General features: G+C 60.9%; 16 protein-coding genes and 2 pseudogenes. 5 read left to right on the forward strand and 13 right to left on the reverse strand.

Translation table 11 applies throughout. The features are described from left to right. Positions 1-1,164 precede the first annotated feature (1,164 nt). Both WJ542_RS21155 and WJ542_RS21160 read right to left on the reverse strand, forming a co-directional pair. Positions 1,165-1,560: a hypothetical protein gene (locus WJ542_RS21155; RefSeq protein WP_411191414.1), complete on the reverse strand. Its 396-nt coding sequence runs from the start codon at positions 1,558-1,560 to the stop codon at positions 1,165-1,167. Then, on the reverse strand, positions 1,554-1,937 hold the full coding sequence (locus WJ542_RS21160; protein WP_411191415.1) for a hypothetical protein: 384 nt from the start codon (positions 1,935-1,937) through the stop codon (positions 1,554-1,556). Before WJ542_RS21160 ends, WJ542_RS21155 begins: the two co-directional genes overlap by 7 nt. A 312-nt stretch (positions 1,938-2,249) precedes the next feature. Here WJ542_RS21160 and WJ542_RS21165 point away from each other — a divergent pair, with 312 nt between their 5' ends. After that, positions 2,250-2,381 (forward strand): hypothetical protein, encoded by a 132-nt coding sequence (locus tag WJ542_RS21165; protein ID WP_411191416.1) that lies wholly within the window; start codon positions 2,250-2,252, stop codon positions 2,379-2,381. Positions 2,382-2,757: 376 nt separating this feature from the next. Here the strand turns inward: WJ542_RS21165 and WJ542_RS21170 are convergent, their stop codons facing one another. After that, the gene (locus tag WJ542_RS21170) at positions 2,758-4,275 is read right to left on the reverse strand and encodes an efflux transporter outer membrane subunit (protein ID WP_411191417.1); all 1,518 of its coding nucleotides are present in this window, start codon (positions 4,273-4,275) and stop codon (positions 2,758-2,760) included. Positions 4,276-5,497: 1,222 nt separating this feature from the next. Then, positions 5,498-5,815 carry a YnfA family protein gene (locus WJ542_RS21175; protein WP_411191419.1) on the reverse strand — a complete coding sequence of 106 codons (318 nt, stop codon included), beginning with the start codon at positions 5,813-5,815 and terminating at the stop codon, positions 5,498-5,500. Between the two features lie 257 nt (positions 5,816-6,072). On the opposite strand from WJ542_RS21175, the gene WJ542_RS21180 reads away from it, so the two are divergent. From WJ542_RS21180 to WJ542_RS21190, 3 genes are read left to right on the forward strand one after another with little or no spacing between them, the layout of a single operon-like run. Next, positions 6,073-6,345, forward strand: coding sequence for a metal/formaldehyde-sensitive transcriptional repressor (locus WJ542_RS21180; protein ID WP_411191420.1), 273 nt, complete (start codon positions 6,073-6,075; stop codon positions 6,343-6,345). A gap of 9 nt (positions 6,346-6,354) precedes the next feature. Beyond that, the gene (gene dmeF / locus WJ542_RS21185; protein ID WP_411191421.1) at positions 6,355-7,647 is read left to right on the forward strand and encodes a CDF family Co(II)/Ni(II) efflux transporter DmeF; all 1,293 of its coding nucleotides are present in this window, start codon (positions 6,355-6,357) and stop codon (positions 7,645-7,647) included. Between the two features lie 3 nt (positions 7,648-7,650). Next, positions 7,651-7,851, forward strand: coding sequence for a DUF1289 domain-containing protein (locus WJ542_RS21190; RefSeq protein WP_411191422.1), 201 nt, complete (start codon positions 7,651-7,653; stop codon positions 7,849-7,851). A 444-nt stretch (positions 7,852-8,295) separates the two neighbouring features. Here the strand turns inward: WJ542_RS21190 and WJ542_RS21195 are convergent. The 9 genes and pseudogenes from WJ542_RS21195 to WJ542_RS21235 all read right to left on the reverse strand — a co-directional run. Continuing rightward, a pseudogene (locus WJ542_RS21195) lies at positions 8,296-8,490 on the reverse strand (IS3-like element ISAzo10 family transposase); the annotation flags it as partial. A 79-nt stretch (positions 8,491-8,569) separates the two neighbouring features. Next, a complete protein-coding gene (locus WJ542_RS21200; protein ID WP_411191423.1) occupies positions 8,570-9,445 on the reverse strand; it encodes a lipid A biosynthesis lauroyl acyltransferase in 876 nt (291 codons plus the stop codon). Positions 9,446-10,216: 771 nt separating this feature from the next. Further along, positions 10,217-10,570 carry an integrase core domain-containing protein gene (locus WJ542_RS21205; RefSeq protein ID WP_411191424.1) on the reverse strand — a complete coding sequence of 118 codons (354 nt, stop codon included), beginning with the start codon at positions 10,568-10,570 and terminating at the stop codon, positions 10,217-10,219. Positions 10,571-10,710: 140 nt separating this feature from the next. After that, the gene (locus WJ542_RS21210) at positions 10,711-11,637 is read right to left on the reverse strand and encodes a class I SAM-dependent methyltransferase (RefSeq protein WP_411191425.1); all 927 of its coding nucleotides are present in this window, start codon (positions 11,635-11,637) and stop codon (positions 10,711-10,713) included. A gap of 215 nt (positions 11,638-11,852) precedes the next feature. Next, positions 11,853-12,560 (reverse strand): annotated as a pseudogene (locus WJ542_RS21215) (IS6 family transposase). Positions 12,561-12,909: 349 nt separating this feature from the next. After that, on the reverse strand, positions 12,910-13,134 hold the full coding sequence (locus tag WJ542_RS21220) for a hypothetical protein (RefSeq protein WP_411188278.1): 225 nt from the start codon (positions 13,132-13,134) through the stop codon (positions 12,910-12,912). After that, positions 13,131-13,925 (reverse strand): ExeA family protein, encoded by a 795-nt coding sequence (locus WJ542_RS21225; protein WP_411188277.1) that lies wholly within the window; start codon positions 13,923-13,925, stop codon positions 13,131-13,133. Before WJ542_RS21225 ends, WJ542_RS21220 begins: the two co-directional genes overlap by 4 nt. Before the next feature lie 3 nt (positions 13,926-13,928). Beyond that, positions 13,929-15,251, reverse strand: a complete 1,323-nt coding sequence (locus tag WJ542_RS21230) for a DDE-type integrase/transposase/recombinase (RefSeq protein ID WP_411188276.1) — start codon at positions 15,249-15,251, stop codon at positions 13,929-13,931. A gap of 129 nt (positions 15,252-15,380) precedes the next feature. Further along, positions 15,381-15,914, reverse strand: coding sequence for a DUF6431 domain-containing protein (locus WJ542_RS21235; protein WP_411188275.1), 534 nt, complete (start codon positions 15,912-15,914; stop codon positions 15,381-15,383). Positions 15,915-15,988: 74 nt separating this feature from the next. On the opposite strand from WJ542_RS21235, the gene WJ542_RS21240 reads away from it, so the two are divergent. Beyond that, positions 15,989-16,216 carry a hypothetical protein gene (locus tag WJ542_RS21240; RefSeq protein WP_411191426.1) on the forward strand — a complete coding sequence of 76 codons (228 nt, stop codon included), beginning with the start codon at positions 15,989-15,991 and terminating at the stop codon, positions 16,214-16,216. The last annotated feature ends 140 nt before the right edge of the window (positions 16,217-16,356 follow it).

Below are 16,356 nucleotides of genomic sequence, written 5' to 3' on the forward strand. Positions count from 1 at the left end.
ATCAAAGAATGGAGCAGTGAATGCATGAGCGTTGCGAATTATCCTCAAATTGCGTAAGAGGAAGGCCGCTCTGGGGGCGGAAGTATTCTTTCTGGAGCAAGTCATTATTTCATGCGACAAGTCTATTTCTCGCTAATCTTGGTCGCATATAACTAACTTGCACATGCCATTCTTTGCCTACATATTTATCATCTTAATGACGAATTTTTAACCATATTGATTTGTCAGCGTTGACCTAATGCAAAATTCCACGTGGCCGTAAATTTTCAATGCTCTCCTGCCGAATTCTGCAGTTGCTTACAAAAAGAATATATCTAAAATTTTATATAGCCGTATTTCATGAGCATGCAATCCCGGTCATTGCAATCGCCGAAAAAGTTCAGGCTGTTGCATAATTTAGAGTCCTATATACTTGGAGTTGGCACTGGGAAACGTGAAAATTCGGCATGCCAGGGCTTATCCGTAAGCGTCAGAACCCATTGACTTCAGCCAAAAGACTTGATGAAGCGCTTACCGTGAAAATCCCACGTTATCGCTTCCGTTGCTGTGGTCTACGCGTTGCGCGCGCACAACCGAAAGGCCCCGGGCGAAACGGGCCAAGGCCGCTGCGTCGATACTGCTGCCAGCCGCTCTGACCGCTTTGCGCGGCCAGATCTTTGCCGTACACGTCAGACATCAATGCCTGGCGATACGTACGTACCCCTTGGTACCGTCATCACTCGCCAGTCGACAAGCGCTGCCGTTTCGCGATGACGGCGCGGCTGCACATACCATCGCCCGGCTTCGTAACTGAAGCTCGAGGTGGTCTGGACGCCCTTTCGAAAGAAGAGCGGTGCTCCACCAACTCAAACAGATCTTTAGTTACGGGCGCGACAATTCCGTCAAGGGCTCCGAAAGTAGACTATCAACTACCGAGGCCCGGTTAGCGCAATCGGCCAACTGCTCGCAGCACCGCGTCACCACGCGAAGTGACACGCGGTACCGGAAAGCCAGAATCGGGCGACTCCATCACGATCAGTTGAAGATCGCGGAGCGCACAGAGCTCGTCAAGGTTCGGCTCTATCCGTTCCGTCGTATTCTTTACGACCATCAGCGTAGCAAGCTCGTGGGGACTCAACATGGCAATTCCCTCCGGATGGTGAGTGACGGACAAACCGGATGCGATCAGTTCAAGGTTTTGCTGACGGGAGGTATCGCACGCCGGTACCCGATTTCGAGTAGGCGGTCAACGCTTGCAAGCGAAATTGCAAAGCCGGTCCACCCGAAACCGCTGTGCCTAAGAAAGACGACGACGCCGGCGAACGCCGGATCGACGATTGTCTGCCAGAGCGGCTGCGTTTCAAGGGGAAACTGCTGGTCCAACGGTACCTCTGTGGGGACGGTCGGCGTCAGCGCGATGCGGGCGTGGCCAAGTGCTTCGATGAGACTGTCGACGTCTGCCGGATCGAGCAGCCCCCGGCTTTTGCCGATCCTGAGCATGAGCGCATTCGCCCCGTACTCGTTGACGAGCGCAAGCTCTACGTGAGACGCGCTAGCGGACTGGAGTAGCAAATCTAGCATGGCCTCGCTCCCTTGCGGTCCTTGCCCTCTACCGAACGCGCGGCCGCACGCAGTTCGCCAAGCCAACGCCTGCATTGTTCATTTTCGAGCGCGAACCCGGTCCAGCCTAAGCCCTCGTGACGAAAGAACAGCACGGTCGCGTCTAGCAACTGGCTCGGTTCGGCATACCAGCTTGGATCAACCGTCATATGGTACCTGTGGCCCGGCAGCAAGGTACTGCGAACCGGCGGTCGCATGGCGGCGCGGTATAGCGCGAGCTTCTCGATCAACTCGCCAACGGCGGCGCCGTCGAGCACAGTCGTGTCCTCGCCCCAACTGAGACGGAGACTGCGGCGCTCGCCTTCGCCAACCAGATCAATCCGCAAGGGACGTTGCATGGTGGAACCGCCTTCTAAATATGCTTTACGGTCACCATACCGTAGCAGTTGCGCCTGCGCGGAACAATGGCCGGGACATTAAGAATGCTTGCTGTTCGGAGAAAGAATGTAAGCCGGTGCCCACCACGCGCCTTAGCTGGCCTTGGCGCCAGCGCGTTAAGAAGGCTTAATCCTTGCCGGTTACTATCGCAGAGGACTCCGACTAAACTTGTGCATGCGACGGCATTGGCCGCGCTCATTTGTGTGCACGGTCAGACGCTGCTGCTCCGGCCAGGCCGGACGGACTTCGCTCGACCATCAGGAGGTTCCATCATGAAACTCGCATCCGTCGCTATCATTCTGGGGCTCGCTGTGGCCCTCTCCAGTCCGGTCCATGCCGCCCGCTTTCAGGTGTGCCACAAGGTGCTGCAGCATCATGAGTGGGTAGAGCAGTGTGGGCCATGACTGCCGCATTGGCGCGTGCGTCCTCTTTGCGGGCCAAAACCGCGCTGGTCGATTCCGGCCTTGCGAGCGTTGTGGTTCGTTCCCCGAACGCGCGACATAAGTGCCTGAGCGGGCCGCCCGCCCCACCGTCGCAGTGGGCGCTCGCCACGCTGCAGTTCGTCGCAGTCGAGCCTGCCGAGGGCTTGCACACATCCGGTGCATGGTCAGACATGCGGTGCGCTCTTGTCGCTTGATGCCGAATTCCATCTACGGAGTTGGCCTCTTCAATCGTCCGGCATTGACCTCGGTCACCGCTACAGCACAGCGCCAGAACACTGTGCCGTTGCGCCGCGGTGTTCCCGGCAGACATGACCGTCATCCACTTGCGCGTGGCAGACTAGCCTGGGGCCGGCGCGCTCGCCGAGCCGTAGTCGGCCGGCGCATCGGCCGGGCGCGGCGTTTCGCCCGCATGCTCGATCCAGCCGCCGCCCAGCGCGCGGTACAGATCGACCAGGTTGTTCTGCCGTGCCAGCTGCGTCTGGACCAGGGTCTGCTGCGCCGAGTACAGGTTGGTTTGCGCGAGCAGCACCGAAATATAGCTGTCCACACCGTTCTTGTAGCGCAGTTCCGCAAGATCGAGGCTGCGCTGGTTCGCGAAGGTGTTGCGCTGGAGCGCGGCGATTTGCTGCTCGTAGGTGCCGCGCGCCGCGAGCCCGTCCGCCACTTCGCGGAACGCGGACTGGATGGCCTTCTCGTAGTCGGCGATCTCGATGCGCTTCTCGACATTCGCGAGGTCCAGGTTCGCGATGTTCGCACCGCCTTCGAAGATCGGCATCGTGATCTGCGGCGCGAAGCTCCACGCCGCCGTGCCGGCCTTGAAGAGGCTGCCAAGCGACAGGCTTTCCGTACCGAAGGCCGCCGTCAGCGAAACCTTCGGGAAGAACGCTGCACGCGCCGCGCCGATGTTCGCGTTCGCGGCGAGCAGGCTCTCTTCCGCCTCCATGATGTCCGGACGCCGCGTGAGCAGGTCGGACGGGAGACCCGCCGGAATGTCGGTCAGCAGGTTCTGCGAGGAGAGCGGCAGACCAGGCGGCAGGTCGGCCGGCAGCGGCTCGCCGATCAGCAGCACAAGCGCGTTCTCGGCCTGTGCGCGGGCCCGCAGCTGGGCCTGCAGGTTGGCCTGCGCGGTTTCGACCACGGACTGCGCCTGGCGCAGATCGAGTTCGGAGCCCGTGCCGTTGTCGAACTGGGCCTTCGTGATGTTGTAGGAGTCCTGCGCGACCTTCAACGTGCCCTGCGTGACGTTCAGCAAGTCATCGTCGGCCAGCATCGTCAGGTACTGCTCGGCCACCTGCGAGACGAGCGAGATTTCTGCCGCCTTGCGCGCCTGCGCCGTGGAGAGATACTGCGCCAACGCCTGGTCCTTCAGGCTGCGGATACGCCCCCAGAAGTCGATTTCCCACGACGCCTGCAGACCCACGTTGTAATCGCTATATGGATTCTCCGGAATGAACTGGAAATCCATCGGAACGCGCGTGCGCGCGTCTGAGCCCACGGCACTGGCAGACGGAAGCAACTGGGCGCGCGTGATCTGGTACTGGGCGCGCGCCGCCTCGACGTTGAGCACCGAAACGCGCAGGTCGCGGTTGTTCTTCAGCGCGATCTCGACGAGCGCCTGCAGACGCCGATCGACGAAGAAGATGCGCCAGCCGATGTCGGTGGCCGACGCGCCGTTGGCGCTGCGGCCGTTCGGCGCGCCGCCCGACTGGCCCGGCTGCGTCGCATAGACGCCGCCTTCCGGGAAGGTCTGCGAGACCGGCGCCTGCGGCCGGTGATACCACGGCTCCATCGTGCAGCCTGCGAGGAGCGCAGCGGCGACCCCCATCACGCACAGCTTCTGCATCTCGTTGTCCATTCTTGCGCGAATCATTGACTGGTACTACCAGCGACGCTGGGTGTGTCGGAGGCGGTGCACGTGCAGGGTCGGCTCGCCATCGCCAGCGCTTCCCGCCAACCCGTGAACCTGAGGCGGCACCGCACCGTCCTGTTTGACATTCCGGTCGTGACAACGTAGCGACCGTGGTTTCACAGCGCAATGTCCAAACATTAAGAGTGGTTAATTGTTCGGCAAACGAACTATGCACGGTCCAGGTGAGCTTGCGATCCGAACGCGCATCGGCTTGGAGCACCGGGTCCGCCCGGCGGCAACGTCCGTTGGAACAGGAAGCCTGTCGCCGCTGGCGTGGGATCTCATCGGCGCGAAGATCCACCGCTTGAGCGGGACGAAAATGGCCCGGTGCGCAGGCGCATCGGGCCCGCGTTTAAGCAGTGACGCCAGGAAGCTAGTCGACGCTATCCAGGCCGCTGACGAATACGATTACGAACGTGAAAAAAATGGCGGGGAGCTCGCCCGGGCCCTCAAAGGGGACACGGCGGATCATGACGCTGTCGTGTGGTCGGAGGCGGGGCCAATCGCGACCTTGCAGGTTGATCTTAATCGTGGTGCCATTGGCACTGGGGGCGATCCGTTTGCGCTTCGACTTTGCGTATGTTGTCCTCTGAGTACGACACTGCTCTCGAGTGGCCTGGGAAAAGTGGCAAGGAATTCTAAAGAAAGATTAAAAATTTTCTGCATCTGATGTCACGATATATCCCGTCCGGAAAGGCGATACTTGGATCGCTGCCGTCCCCGAGGCAGCGTTAGCGGTAATTCCTCGTTGCCCCGGTCTGGCTACCGGGGCTTTTTTCGTGTGTTGGGAGGGTGCGAAAGCTTCGGGGTGAAAGTCCCCTGTGCGGTCTGACCGCGAGAACGGCAGCCGAAGCGTTCGGGCGTCGCCGGCGATCCGAGTTTGGTAAGGCATGTTTGGCGGAGCCACGATCGCATGAACAGAATGCGACTCCCTGCGCTTCACAACCGAAGGCTTTAACCGCTTCGTTACCTCCACGATTGCTCCGGTTGCTTCCGGCTGGAGCGGTTGCCGGGTGGGGCTTTCACCCACTGGAAAAGCGCCGCCTTTGCACGGCGCACGCCATGAAGCGTCATTCGCCGAATCAATCGGACAGACATTCGGACGACCGGTCTGCATCGGTATGCGGCCACATGAACGAGTGCGATGCCCTTCGCGGCAGCGCCCGGCTCAGCGCGGTTGAAATGCGATGATCGCCATTCCGACAAGCGAGAATGCCACGCCGGCCCAGTCCCAAATCGTCGGCCGCATTCCCTCGACAAGCCAGAGCCAGATCAGCGCGACGGCGATGTAAACCCCGCCATAGGCTGCATAGACGCGGCCCGCTGCACTTGGATGCAGAGTCAGAAGCCATGCAAAGATGGCGAGCGATAGCGCGGCCGGTATCACCAGCGCGACGCTCTTGCCCTCCTTAAGCCACAAGTATGGGAGATAGCAGCCAAGGATTTCAGCGATCGCCGTAGCGACGTACAAACAAAAGGTTCTCATTACCTGGTGACAAGGCGGACGCATGGGGATGCTACCCCAGAATGCCCGGGGTCGTGCGTCGCGATAGCTGATTGGAAGCGGTACTTGCCTTAGCCACGCGGGCAAGGGCGCACCTACCCGGCAGGCTACGTTCCTCTGACCTCAAAGCCGCGCTGGCAATGTTCTATGCACAAAACCAAATCCCCTTCGATACAAACGTATACCCCCCTACCCTATCAGTGGTAACATAGCCCCCTACCGTATTCAGGGGGCTAGCCGTGAGCCATACGATTCGCGAAAAACAGAAGCTACTTAACCGGGTTCGCCGCATTAAGGGCCAGATTGAAGCCATAGAGCGCGCACTTGAAGAAGAGCGGGGCTGTATGGATGTGCTCCAGCTGATCACCAGCAGCCGTGGGGCGATGAACGGGTTGCTTGCCGTGGTTCTTGAGGACCACATTCGAACGCATCTCGTCGACGCAGAGCCGGACGACGAGCACGGCAGCGGCACCGAGCAACTGATTGAGGTAGTCCACAGCTACTTCAAGTAAGAGGGAACCATGAGCAACTTCGAAGATTCCGCTTTCGGAGCGGGACACGACCACATCTTTCTGGGTGCAGCCCATGAAGACAACGAGCGCAGGACCTGGATGGTGATCGTGCTGTGCAGCGCGATGATGGTGGCGGAAATTGTCGGCGGCAGCTTTTTTGGCTCGCTGGCGCTCGTCGCCGATGGTCTGCACATGTCGACACACGCGGGCGCGATGCTGATCGCGGCCTTGGCGTACACCTACGCGCGCAGGCACGCGGCCGATAACCGCTTCGTATTCGGCACCGGCAAGCTGGGCGACCTCGCGGGCTTTACCAGCGCCATCGTGCTCGCGATGATCGCGCTACTGATTGGATACGAAGCCGTATCGCGCTTTCTCTCGCCCGTGCCCATCCACTTCGGTCAGGCGATCCCTATCGCCGTGCTTGGCCTGATGGTCAATCTCGCGAGCGTCTGGCTGCTGAGCGGCAACCACCACGGCCACAGTCATGGTCATGGGCATAGCCACGGTCATGGTCATGGTCACGGCCATGAAGACGAGCACGGTCACGATGACGAGGTGCACCGCATCTTCGGCAGCGCTGGCGTATTTGCCCTGTCGGTCTTCGAAGACGGTGTACCGCCCGTCTTCCGCATTACGCCCGAAACGGCTTCCTCGACACTGAACGCCAATGCGGTTTCAGTGACGACAATTCGTCCCGACGGCACGCAACAGACCTTCGCGTTTGCCGATCGCGGCGGCTATCTGGAGTCGAAGGACGACATTCCCGAGCCGCACGCATTCAGGGCCATTGTCCGCCTGCCCGATGGTGAACATCAGATCGAGTTCGAGGAACACGAGCACAATCACGACGATGCACAAGCCGCCGCCAACCGTGACCACAACATCCGTTCCGCCTACATTCACGTCATTGCCGACGCGGCGGTTTCTGTGCTGGCGATCATCGGTCTACTGCTCGCGCGTGCGTTTGGCTGGGTCTGGATGGACCCGTTGGCGGGCGTAATCGGCGCATTGGTGATTGCAAACTGGTCGTGGGGCTTGATGCGCGATACGGGCGGCATTCTGCTCGACATGAATCCGGACAAGCGCATGGCCGAGAACGTCCGTCATGTCATTGAAGACAACGGCGACACAGTGCTCGACCTCCATGTGTGGCGCGTCGGTCCGGGGCACATGAGCGCGATCGTATCGGTGGCTACCGGTGAAGCGCAGCGCAACCCGGGGTTCTACCGCGCGGCACTCAAGCGTTTCAAGGGATTGTCGCATGTGACAGTCGAAGTGAATCCGACGGCCGCCGCCTGACTGATGGCAGTCAAATCACCCTGCGTCGATGTATGTGCGTTCGATGGCAAGACCGGGCTTTGCATCGGCTGCTTTCGGACGCGAGACGAAATCCAGGGCTGGAAGAAGATGACGGACCACCGTCGTCATCAGATCCTTAACGAGAAGACCCGGCGACAGGCAAAGCTAGCAAGAGAGACGCAGATCGCCAAGGTGGAAAGCTGAGGGAGCAGACGTGTTGTTCAACTGCGCTCTGGATGTCCGGCGCACACCATATGCAGCCATTTGAGCGGGGAGCTTGTCAACGGCAGCAACGGGTCGTTTATGCCCATTGCATGAATGGACGTGGCGGCGACGATCACTGTGTTCGGTCATCGGGCGCTAGCCGGCCAATTTCGGCCGTTCGCTAGCATGCATCGACGGACAGTCGAACGTCGGGGGGGGCTGCGTACACCGGACGTTCGCTCGCCAGCTTCGTCCTCGGGGCCATCGGCCTTCTTGGTCATGCACTGGTATAGCGCCCAGTTGAAGACGCTTCAGCTCGCCGCTTGCCTTTCCGCCGCCGATAGTCCTAGGTCATAGCGTTACCGTGAAAGCTGGGTAGTACGGGCATGTGCATGCCCCCTCGCGTGGCCCGCGAGTAAAAATATCGCCATGCCCGACCCGGTCGGCGAAGCCGCTCGCCGGGAATTCAGGGCGGTATTTGGCCTTCCTGAACAGCGATTCCACAAAGGCGTTGTCATCCGAGACGCGCGGGCGAGAGTACGACGGCTTCGCTCCCAGCCAATTGGGCATCGCCAGTACCGTGGCGGCCTTGAGTGCACTACCGTTATCGTCGTGCAGGACCGGCTTGCTCGAGCATGCGACTGCGCAATCTAAGAAGCCCTGCAACGAGTGGATTCCCGAACACGCCGTCGGCCGGGGCCATGGCCAGACATGCGGCTCAATACACTGACGCCATGCCCGGTGGCCGGTGCTTGAAACGCCGGTGTACCCAGTAATACTGCTCGGGAAATTTCACCACCTGTTCTTCGAGAAACGCATTCATGCGCCGCGCGTCGACCACATCGCATCCAGACGGGAAGTCCGCGAGCGGTTCGAAGATCGTCAATTTGTACCCTTGATACTCAGGGAGCACCTCGGTGACAAAAGGCACAACCCGCGCCCGACCGAGTCTCGCGAGTCGCGAAACGGCCGTGAGTGTGCAGGCGGGAACGCCAAAGAAGGGTACAAAAACTGAGTTGTCGATACCCTGGTCCATATCCGCTGCCAGCATGACGGGCTTGCCGGTCCGAAGCAAACCTACAATTTTTCTCGCGCTGGTCGCGCGCTCGATCATCTCCGCGCCGAATCTGCCCCGCTGCTGCCTGGCGAGGTCGCATAAGGCAGTGCTTGACATGCGTGTATAGAGTGAGGCCACGGGATGATGCGTCGAGTAGAGCATGCAGCCGACCTCAATGCCCACAAAGTGAAATCCCATGAAAATGGTAGGCGGGGCCGCCGCATCGTTGAGATCGATTCTGCTTTCGATCTGAACGATGTCGCGGATCGCCTGAGCACTGCCAAACCACTGGATACCTCGCTCGAGATAGCTGCGAACAACATGGCGAAAATGCGCTCGTGCGAGTCTCCGAAGTTCGCCGCTGCTCTTCTGCGGGAAGCAAAGACGCAAGTTCACCAGGACGATGTGCTTGCGGCGGCTCGGCAGCGCATACAACGCGGTACCTGCGGCCACTCCGAGCCGCGCGACGAATTTATAGGGAAGTATGGAGAGTGTGCGCAACAACGTCGCGATGAGCGTACGATTGAGGTGTTTCAAAGCTCGTCCCCTACGGTTACAGCTGCCTCGAAGGCATAGTTATACGCGACGCAGACGAGTCTCCTGCGCGTCGCTGTCTCATTCGTGTGCTCTCGTTCCAGTACGACCTCCACAAATGGATTGAATGTTTATCGGAGCGCAAATACGGCTGAAGGGACGTGACTGGTCCGGGCAATGTCGTCGAACGCACTGCCGTGAAAACCGGCTAGTCCCGGCTGCCCCTCGTACGCCGCGGACCGGCTCGCTCGACCAACCAGAACGACCGACATGCAGCTGCACAAGTCTGTCCAGCCTGCAGTGCTTCGAATCGGATACCGTAGGTGACGCGCCGCCTTAAATGACGGCGTCCCGGTTGGCCGAAACACGATCAAGGCACGTCGAGCAACGATCTTTACCCACACGGCCGAGGCCACGATCAGGGAGAAAACGTAGCGCCTGAATGACTCGGGTAGTTGAAATTCCAGCGATTCATCCGAAATCGCTGCCGAGACGAAGAGGATCAATTGGATGCAAATCGCCGACAGCGAAGCCACGAAAAGGTGGGTGCTGATAATACGAGTCAATCTGGCACTCCTGTCGTAACGCACGGACACTTTTCCTGACGCTTGCTCGCCGGCCAGAGGGCACGGCTCAAATCCCGGCTGGAATTCGCAGCTCGAAATTGACGTTGGTGCGAAACAAATTTGCCTTGCTCCAACACATGCGGACCGACGATAACACCGGAAGCTTAAGGTACGCTGAGCCAGTTCCAACGATCGCGCTATTGCTTTCTTACAGTTTCACCCATCCATTCTGGCGTCCGTACACGCGCTTTCCGCGGACTGACCTGCCCCGGTTGTAGTCCGGACCGCAGCTTGAGTCCGAGGTTAAAAACTGCCGGGCAGCGTCATACGCCCGTGCGAACTGCTCGGGCGTATGACAGCCGAGCGAACTGTGGGGCCGCTCGGTGTTATGCCCGACCCGCCGCGATTCAATCAAGCTTCTGGTATTTTGGATGGAGACAAACCAGTGCTCGTTCAGGCAACCATCCTGGAAGCGCCCGTTGAAACGCTCGAAGTAGGCGTGCTCCACTGGCTTGTCGGGCCGGATGAACGACAGCGTTATACCGGCCGCAAGCCCATGCATCCAGGACCTTCCCGGTGAACTCTGGACCGTAGTCCCAGCACAAACCGCTCGCTTCGTCCGAACCGCTTATCGCCCAGACACGCCGCCAAATGGCGAGCCGAGGTCACTGTCGCATCTAAAAATCCGCTCCGGCGCATCTGCTATGACGCAAGCGGCTTCGTCGCGCTCAGGAATGCGGTGCGTATGGAAAAGGATTGCTGGCCTGATGTGAGGAGAGGACGTAATGCTTGCTCAATGCGTTTCCCCTCGTCTTTCGTGAACGTATTGCGAAGCAATTCACCGAGGGGGGGCGCCCAAGGAAATGGCGGATTTTTCAATAGAACATCCCATGACGTGGTTGGCGAAGGACCGACGTCGATATGAAACTCCATGTGAATGTCTGTAAACCCGGCATCCATGGCATACCGAACCAGATCCCGTTCGCTATAGTTGGTGATTGGATTCGCTGCGATATCCTCCTCGGTACCGGGAAGGTGCGTGATTTTCCAGCGATAAAGCAAACGGGAAATATGATCGTCAGTTCCGGCCGGAAGCGCGTCGACACTCTTTTTTAAGGCGACCACATCAAGCGCGTCGTCACGGCAGATGGGCTCGGCGATGGAAATCCGACCGCCAGGCTTCACGACGCGGTAGAACTCGCGCAGCACGGCGCGTTTGTCGGGTAGATAGGCCAGCACCGCGCGAGTGGTAACGGCATCCACGCTGGCGTCCCCAATGCCCTCAAGCGCCTCCGCAGAACATTGGGTAAAAGTGCACTGCCCTCGAATTCCGCATTGGGTCGCGGTCGCTTCGGCGTGCTGCAGCAACGCCGCAGAAATGTCAACCAGGACAGTATGCAGAGAAGGGCCGATGCGGTCTATCGCGCGAAACGCAACAAGTCCATCGCCAGCGCCAACGTCGACAAGGGTCATGCCCGCCTCAAGCCGCGCACCGTCGAGAACACGATCGGCATATCGACTGATATCGGCACGGAAAGCCCGCTCATGTGCCGGATCACCGGCAAACCGCTCGCGCAGAAGCCAATTGGCCCAAAGGTCGGATTGTACGCATTCTCGGTTGGTGTTCATCTATTACAGGTCTCCTGGCATGCCTGCAAATTCTCTGGATAGGCCGATCGAAATCGCGAACAAAACGAAGTGTCGATCGGAGCGTTGTTTGGCAAGCCGGAATTCTATCGGCCGGAACTGATGAAAACCTTAAGGGACCGCGTAGTGGTGACACTCTGATCGGTTGTGTCGCGATAGTAGACGTGAGCTCAATGGAGCTATCAGCTCAGGATTCCTCAGATAACCAGCGAGTGGAATTGCTCTGCATCGCTGCGGTTATTGTCACCCGTCATCTGCCCTTTCCGGATCATATGCATGATCTCGATACCGGAAAGAATGACGCGGGCGCACTGGAAGCTTTTGAAGCCCATCATCGGCCTGACCATCCTCTTGATCGCGCGATGGTCCGGCTCCACAATGTTGTTCTGCTACTTGATCTGCCTGATCCGGATGGGCGTTTCCCGTTCGCCGTTCAGGACATCGAGCGCAGCCCGGTTCGCGCCGCTCTTCTCAATCGTGACCGTCTCAGGTTCGCCGTTGTGCTCGATCGCCTTCTCGAAGCAACTCCCGGCAGCGACCTTGTCACGCCGGGCGCGCAGCAGGAAGTCGACCGTGTTGGCGGCCTTGTCCACTGCGCGATACAGGTACTTCGACTGACCACTCACCCTAATGCAGGTTTCGACCATGCGTCAGCTTCTGCCCACGGGCCGCTTGTGCCGGCGAAACGCCTTTTCGAACAGCGGCACGAACTTGAGGAACCAGCGGTGCACCGTCGAATGATCCACGTCGACGCCGTGTCAGGCCATCATTTCTTCGAGGTTGCGCAGGCTTAACGAGTAGGCGACATACCACCGCACGCATACCAAAATGACGTCAAGCGGATAATGAAGGTGCTTGAGTACCTTGCCGATGCCGGGCGGCAGTGTCTTCTTCGTTTTCGTCATCGTGGTCTTCACGCAGGTGGGGAGGAAAAATTCCATCGCAGTGCCTTACTGCGACACTGCCGCGCAGCGTCACGCCGGCGACGACCGTACGCTTCTCGCCGCGCATCACGCGTTGTACGCAAAGGCGCGCGAATGCAATCCGGCCCGCTGTTCGCGCCACACTGTTCCGTCGCGATCTAAACGGTATTCTGTAGTGCGAGATATTTGGCGTTGAGACAGTGGCGGATGTCTCGCGCTCAGCGAGAATGAATGAACCGCAGTCGAACGCGAGACGTAGATCGACACCCGGCGCAATGTTGTCGCGCGCTGCAAGAGCAACGGCCCCGGGATGCTCGCCCGGGGCCGTCGCTCAGAACGGATCGTCGATGTGATGCCGCACCGGGGCGGACCATGGTTGCCTGCTGCGCTGGATCTGCTCTGCGTATGCGCTGCTGAACCACAGCAGCCAGTCGCACAACAGTTGCTGGATCTGGGCCGCCGCCTCGTCGGTGAGCGCGGGTAGCGGCGGCGGTCGTGGCCCGATACGCGTGGACGGTGTGCGTGACTGACCTGGCTGCTGAGGGCGGCGGCTCATCGCATTTCCCCAATCGCCTGCTGCAACAGCTCGTCGGGCAGATGGTTCAGCCCTTTGGGCACAGCCAGCTGCATGGCGGTGCGCAGGATACGCCCGGCATTGCGCGGCAATCCGCGCGAAGCCTGGCGCAGCAGTTCGAGCCCGGTTTCGGAGATCAGCGTGTGGTTGCAGCCGGCGGCCTTGAGCGCGTGGGCGATGAGCTGTGCGAAGCGGGCGTGCTCGGTGACGGGCTGCAGTTGCACGCGGGTCTGGATGCGGCTGTAGAGCGCGGCGTAAGCGTTGCGCTCGAGCATCGGGGCCAGCTCCGGATGGCCGGCAAGCCACACGGTGATGAGACTGCGGGCGTCGAAGGCGAAGTTCAGGAACGAGGGGAAGTCGCGGAAGAACTCCGGCGGCAGGTTCTGCGCCTCATCGATGATCCACACCGGCAGGACCTGCTTGCCGTTGGCCAGCTCGGTGATGCGCTGCTTGATGTCGCGCCACAGGTCCGCGCGCCGGTAGCTGGGTTCGAGCCCGAGTTCGCGGGCCAGCGAGCGGTACAGGTCGATGCGCCCGAACTCGGTCTCGGACAGATAGATGGTCTGGTAGCGGTGCGGATTGAGGTTGCGCGTGAGGTGGCGCAGCATGGCGGTCTTGCCCACGCCGGGCTCCCCGGTGAGCAGGCCGATGCCGGGGCTGTCGAGCAGCCACTGGAAGCGTTCGGACAGGCGCGCGAGCGCGCCATCGTCCCACAGATCGGTGCCGTCGGTGTCCAGCGGCGCGCAACGCAGGCCGAAGTGTTGGCGGTACATGTGTCAGTCCTCGCGACGGTAATGATGTTGATGGACGAGTTCGATGAGGTTGGCTGTGGCAGCGGGCGCTGCAGTCGCGGCAACGGCGGGCGTCCTGCTGCGCCGGCGCCGGCTGTTGGCCAGCGCATCAAGCGCGGTGGCCGCGCCCAGTGGAGCGCCCTGCCTGCTCTGGACACGCACGACCGTACCGGCGTGCGGATCGACGACGAGCACGACGTAGTGGCCGCTGAGTTCATAGGGCACCTCGAAGACGGCGCCTTCGTACGAGACGGTGCCGTCGCGGCGCACGCGTCGCTCGACGCGGTGCAGGAACAGCTCATCGAGCCTGGGGGCAAGCGAGCCGAGCGCGCGGATGCGCGGCAGGTCCTGCCGGTAGCGCGAGAGCGGCGTCACGTTCTCGCCCAGCGCGCTGTGTGGCTCGCAGTGGTAGACCTGTTCGAGCCACGCCCACAGCCGCGCGTTCAGGTCAGTCAGCTCGCGGATGTGTGTGGTGTCCAGTTCGGAGAGGAACTGCTCGCGTACGGTACGGTGCCAGCGTTCGAGCTTGCCCTTGCTTGTGGGCTGGTAAGGCTGGCAATGCACGAGACGCACGCCCAGGTCTGCGCAGATGGTCTGCAGGCTCGCGGCGCGATAGGCCGCGCCGTTATCGACGACGAGCATCTTTGGAATTCCGCGACGCAAGAGCGCCTGCTTGAGCACGCCCTCGATCTCGAGGGCCGTCTCGGACAGACAGAAGGCGCTGTGTGCAACGAGGCGCGAGGCATCGTCCATGAGCGAGACGAGATAGGTCTTGCGGCGCGCCCCGCCAAACGAGAACGTCGGGCCGTGCATGACGTCACCGTACCAGATGGAGCCAGCGTACTCGGCCACGAAGCTGCGCTTCTCCTGGGCAACGACTGTAGGGCTGGCGATACGCGAGAGGTCGTGAGACTTGAGCAGGCGGTGCACGGCGCAGCGTGAGAGTGTGCCGCGCGCCACGATGCCGGTGGCCTCCAGCAACAGCCGGATCTGGCGCACCGAGCGGCTGGGGTTCTCGCGTTTGGCGGCGAGCACCGCAGCCTGCACGACCTCGGGCAGCTTCGAGCGACCCGTGTCGGTGCGCGGCCGGATGGCGAGCCCTGCGATGCCTTCGCGTCGCCAGGCGTAGTACCACGTCTGCAACGTGCGCTCGCTGATGTGACGCCGGCGCGAGCCCGGGATCGCGTACTCCTTGAGGGCGAGCTGACGCAACAGCTGTAGCAGCTCGCCGCGTTCGAGTCGCTCGCGGCTCACGATGGGGCCGAGCACGGACAGCCGGAACAGCGCCACGGGGTCGATGTCGTTCATGAAGTCTCCGTTGAAGTGGAAGAGACCTCATGAAACGCCTGATGCCGTGCAGGCGGCAGTGGGCAGACCCTGTGGGTTGCCCGTTACCGCGTCCGGCAGTGCGTCTCGTGTGGAATTGCGTTCAGCCGATCACGGGACATCGAGGCCATCCAGATCAAGCCAGGCCATCGCACGCGACAGCGACATGAGCGCGAAGCAGGGGCGCCAGAAGGTCGCCGTGTCGGCTGCGCGGCCCAGTTCGGGCAAGCGGCTTCGCAGGGCGAAGGCAAAGTCCTCACTGCAGCGCATGAGCCATCGCCACCAGCGGCGCACGGTGTGGCGATCGATGCCGACCAGGGCTGCGATGCGGCGCAGCGACAGGCCAGAGAGGATCAGGCAGAGCACGAGTTGCTGCAACGCCCAGCCGTACCAGCGCAGCGGGCAGATGCACAGCGGCAGGCGCGAACAGGTACGTCGGCAGGCGGCACAGCAATAGCGTGGCACGGGCACCGGATTGAGCGCGCCGGTGACGCTTCGGTCGGCCTTGCGTTCATAGAAGCCGTGCGCCCACAGGCACGTGCGGCCGCAGTGCGGGCAGCGGCCGGGATGATAGGACTGGGGCGTGGTGACGATGGAGCGAAGATGCTGTTCGAGCGTGAGAAAGGAATGTACGATCCGAAGCATAGGCCGGGCTGTTCTGCGTTCGTGGGCTGGTGTGAGAGCCGTCTCACGATAACAGAGGAGTACCGGCCTATCTCATGTCCACCGCATCGCACGATGCTCACGCTGAAATTCAGGAAATCGCCCTGGACGAACGCGAGACAAATACCCCCCGCCCAAACTCAAATAGCCCGAGCCGTAACAGCCACACGCGCAACCGGACACAGGTTCGTGCTGTGACGCTCAACCCGGTACGCGACTCTGTCGTCGCCGCGGCGGCGCACAACGCCGATAAACAGCCGTTGGGTGCGTGGATGAGTCGATAACTACGGTGCGCACGCGGGGTCGGGGCACGATCAATTGCGGTTATGAAAGGAGCTACTAGATTCTGAAGAGCCAGCCGGAGCACCTCCGTAGTCTGTACTTCCCCGTGATCGAACGTGAAAATCTGCCGCGGAGCCGCGAG

This window comes from Paraburkholderia yinzeri, assembly GCF_046581065.1.
Taxonomy (GTDB): Bacteria; Pseudomonadota; Gammaproteobacteria; order Burkholderiales; family Burkholderiaceae; genus Paraburkholderia.